At 63.7% G+C, this 3,429-nt stretch carries 4 protein-coding genes; 2 read left to right on the top strand and 2 right to left on the bottom strand.

Features of this window, described 5'->3' with window-relative positions; genetic code table 11:
• A partial coding sequence (locus QOJ24_RS10885; protein WP_526261002.1) for a cytochrome P450 occupies positions 1–422 on the top strand: 422 nt, incomplete at its 5' end.
• Positions 419–640, top strand: coding sequence for a ferredoxin (locus QOJ24_RS10880; RefSeq protein ID WP_526261001.1), 222 nt, complete (start codon positions 419–421; stop codon positions 638–640). The genes QOJ24_RS10885 and QOJ24_RS10880, both read left to right, overlap by 4 nt.
• Positions 641–685: 45 nt before the next feature.
• Here QOJ24_RS10880 and QOJ24_RS10875 read toward each other — a convergent pair whose 3' ends face one another.
• Both QOJ24_RS10875 and QOJ24_RS10870 read right to left on the bottom strand, forming a co-directional pair.
• Positions 686–1,792: an alpha/beta fold hydrolase gene (locus QOJ24_RS10875; protein WP_526261000.1), complete on the bottom strand. Its 1,107-nt coding sequence runs from the start codon at positions 1,790–1,792 to the stop codon at positions 686–688.
• 23 nt (positions 1,793–1,815) lie between these two features.
• Positions 1,816–3,285: a wax ester/triacylglycerol synthase family O-acyltransferase gene (locus QOJ24_RS10870; protein ID WP_526260999.1), complete on the bottom strand. Its 1,470-nt coding sequence runs from the start codon at positions 3,283–3,285 to the stop codon at positions 1,816–1,818.
• Between the last annotated feature and the right edge of the window lie 144 nt (positions 3,286–3,429).

The raw sequence follows: 3,429 nt of genomic DNA, 5'->3' as shown, positions 1-3,429 counted from the left end.
TCATCGACGATCCGAGATTGATCAACCCGCTGGTCGAGGAGATCCTCCGACTCGAGCTGCCCGCTCCGATGGTCCCCCGGCGCACCACTCGCGAGGTCGAAGTGTCTGGAGTCACCATTCCCGCTGGCGCGATGGTTCGCATCTGTATGGCCACGGCAAACCGGGAAGCCAGCGATGGTGCCGCGCCAGACGAGATCGACCTGTCCGCGGCCGGACGTGGCCATCTGAGCTTCGGCGGCGGAATCCATCGCTGTCTCGGGTCGCATCTAGCGCGCCGCGAACTACGCCTGATCGTGGAGGAGTTCCACGCCCGGATCCCCGACTACGAGCTCCCAGTAGGATTCGAGCCCCGAATCGCCTGGCCCACAGGGACATACCACCTGGAAAGCCTTCCTCTGGTGTTCGAGGGACACGGCAGATGACCAAACTCGAGATCGACTCGAACCGGTGTGTCGGACACGGCCAGTGCTACACCCTGGTGCCTGACCTGATCGAGGACGACGACTGGGGCATCGCCCATGCGCGTGGCGACGGTGACGTGCCGCCCCATCGACTCGAGGCGTTATTTAAGGCCAAAAAGCTCTGCCCGGAACAGGCGGTGCTGCTCACCGGCGATGATCCCCTTCGTGTTGACTGCTAGGTCTAACTGCTCCGTAACTCTCCGCGCGATGTCGAGGAACTCCCCTTAGTCGGTTTCAGCTGGGTGTGGACGCCCCAAGCCGTAGTCCGTGATCTCCTGTGCATTCCAGATCCGATACCGGTGATACATCCGCGGCCGCGGCGGATAAGCATTGCCCAGAATGCTGATGGCGGGGGTCAGGCTCCGGACCAGAGCTTGGTCGCTATACATGTCGTCGGAAGCCGCACTTGCGGAACCGCTTTGGGCGGCCTGGGCCACCGCGTCCCGCAGCTCTGGGCCCAGCTGATTGTTGGCGATCAGCCGTTCGAACAGGTCGGCGAAGGTCCAGGGGGTTGTCAGCACCCACGAGTGGTACGCCTTGGGCAGTGTCACCAGCAACGCTCCGCTGAGACTTGCGGCGTCGACCGCGGATTCGAGCGATACGATCTTGTCCTGCTCGCCGTGAACGATGACCACACGGCTGCCTGCCGCTCGAAGTGCCGTCAGCGCAGTCGCGCTGTCATCCGCCTGGGCAATGGCTGAAGCAGCCGAGGCGAACATCCTGGGGTGGGCGGCTGTGTTGAAAAATAGTCTGCTCAGCGTGCGGAGGTAGCGAATGTGATCGAGTCGCCGGAGTCCGACGCGGTCGATGATCGTGTCGCCGATCGCCGCGGCGAGCGCGGTGCCGGTCTTCACCGGTGATGCGATCCGAATCCGCGACGCATCGAACGCGCTGCCGATCGCGGGGTCGATGAGGACGACAGCGAGGGCGCGTTCTGGATGGCGTGCGGCGAGCTCGGCTGCGGTTCGACCACCCATACTGTGGCCGACGAGAACGGCGCGCTCGACTCCGAGACCTTCGAGAATCTGTTCGGTGACGGCGATTCGGTGTGCGAACGTGTGCTCACCGCGCCTTGGTGCAAAGCTCTGCCCGTGACCGGGTGCGTCGATCGCGACGACCAGGAATCCCAGCTGTGGTAGGCGGCTCAGCAGTTTCAGATACACCTGGCGGTTCATTCCGATGCCGTGGAAGAAGATCAGCGGCACGCCTTGGCCGCCGACCGACACGCCGACTCTGCGGCCATCACCCAGCTCGACGATGTGGTGGGCGAACCGAATTCGGGCCCCAGACGGTACGCGGGTGGCTTGGGTCACCGGACTGACCGGTTTCATCGTGGGCTCAATCCTCGCGGAAGCTACTGTGCATCCAGCAAGGCCGCCAGGTGCCGATGCACACCTTCGACGATCGTGTCGGGATCCGGGACGAGGTCGGCGAGGGCGGTGAAGCCGAAGTCCAACGTGTCGCCGTAGCTGAGGCAGTGGATGAACAAGCCGATACCCGCACCGACCATGGTGCGTCCGTAGATGTGGGTTATCTCGGCCCCCGCAATGTAAAGCTTGTCCTTCGGGCCGGGGATGTTCGATACGACGAAGTTTGCAATCGGTGGGACAGCCTCGATCACCGGGGTGTTCACAAGCTGGCCGAGCGCAAGCCACACGCCGCTGGGCAGGACGTCGATGAGCCCCATCACCTGACTCACAGTGCCGGTGGGTTTTCGACTAGTTCGATTCGCGGCGGTTTCGCTACCCTCGCGCGCGGGCTTGCTCTTGTTCGCGAGATCCGACACCGTCCGAAGTCGTTCGACGGGGTCTGCGACGTCGGGTACCGCCACCATCATGAACGCGAAATGGTTTCCGCTGGCGGCTTCGGCCGAGTCGTCGCGGACGTTCACGGGGCCTGCGATCCGCAGCGGCTCATCGAGCAGCTCGTCACGGTCGCGCAGGTAGTCGGCGACCGCTGCACTTGTCACCGACAGCACTACGTCGTTGAGCGTTACGCCGAATTTGTCCTTGGCTCGCTTCACGTCCACCATCGACAGCGAGGCGACCGCGAGAGATCGCTTGGAGCTGTTGCTCAAGCGGTTTAACAGGTTTCGCCGAGACGGCTTGTCCGCTCTGACATCCGACGGTGACGGCTTGTCTACATCGGGCTCGGAATTCGACCGCCCGCCGCCCGGCATCTTGGACACCAGCCCCTTGGCCAACGGCACGGCAATGGGGATGCTGCGCTGCACGAGCTTGATCGGTGCCAATACCTGATCGGGCAGTGAACGTATCAGCATCTCGACCTGTGACGGCACCCGTTCCCCGGCGATCTTGCACGCGGCGAGTTCCGGATCCATTGGCAAGGCCTGGGTATCGAAGAGTTCGGCCAGCATCTCCGAGCCACCGACGCCGTCGATCATCGCGTGGTGCAACCGCAACAGGACGGCCGCCGACCCGTCGGTTAGCCCGTCGACGTAGTACATCTGCCATAGCGGACGGCCGCGATCCAGAGGCTCGTCGACCAGCGACACGGCCAGCTCGCACAACGCTCCAAGGTCGTAGGGAGCCGGGGCGCCGAGATGTTTGAGGTGCCTGTCGATGGTGAAGTCGGGATCGACGATCCAGTGTTCGTGGCCGGCCCCGAGCGGTGCGGACACGGCGCGGCGAGTGAAGACCGGGATCTTCGGCAGTCGGGCCGCCATTTCCGCGCGGAACCGTGAAAAATTGTGTCCGTCGGGCGCGGTGGAGGGGTCCAGCATCAAGATGCCGAACATGTCCATCGGTAGCCGTTCGGTCTCGACATTGATGAACATCCGGTCGAGCCCGTTCATTTGCTTCATCGGGAGAACCCTTCTGTTGCAGCCCGACTGGCGTGAACTGCTCGTTCGACCACCTGTCTGGGCATGTCGGTGTGCTCACCGATGCGGGCCAGTAGCGCGGCGTGAGCGGCCACATCGGTGATCAGTCGGCGGCGCGCAACGTCT

It is taken from the genome of Mycobacterium sp. (assembly GCF_032159775.1).
Lineage (GTDB): Bacteria > Actinomycetota > Actinomycetes > Mycobacteriales > Mycobacteriaceae > Mycobacterium.
Note: the sequence above shows the minus strand (reverse complement) of the source record. Positions and strands in the feature narration are given on the sequence as shown.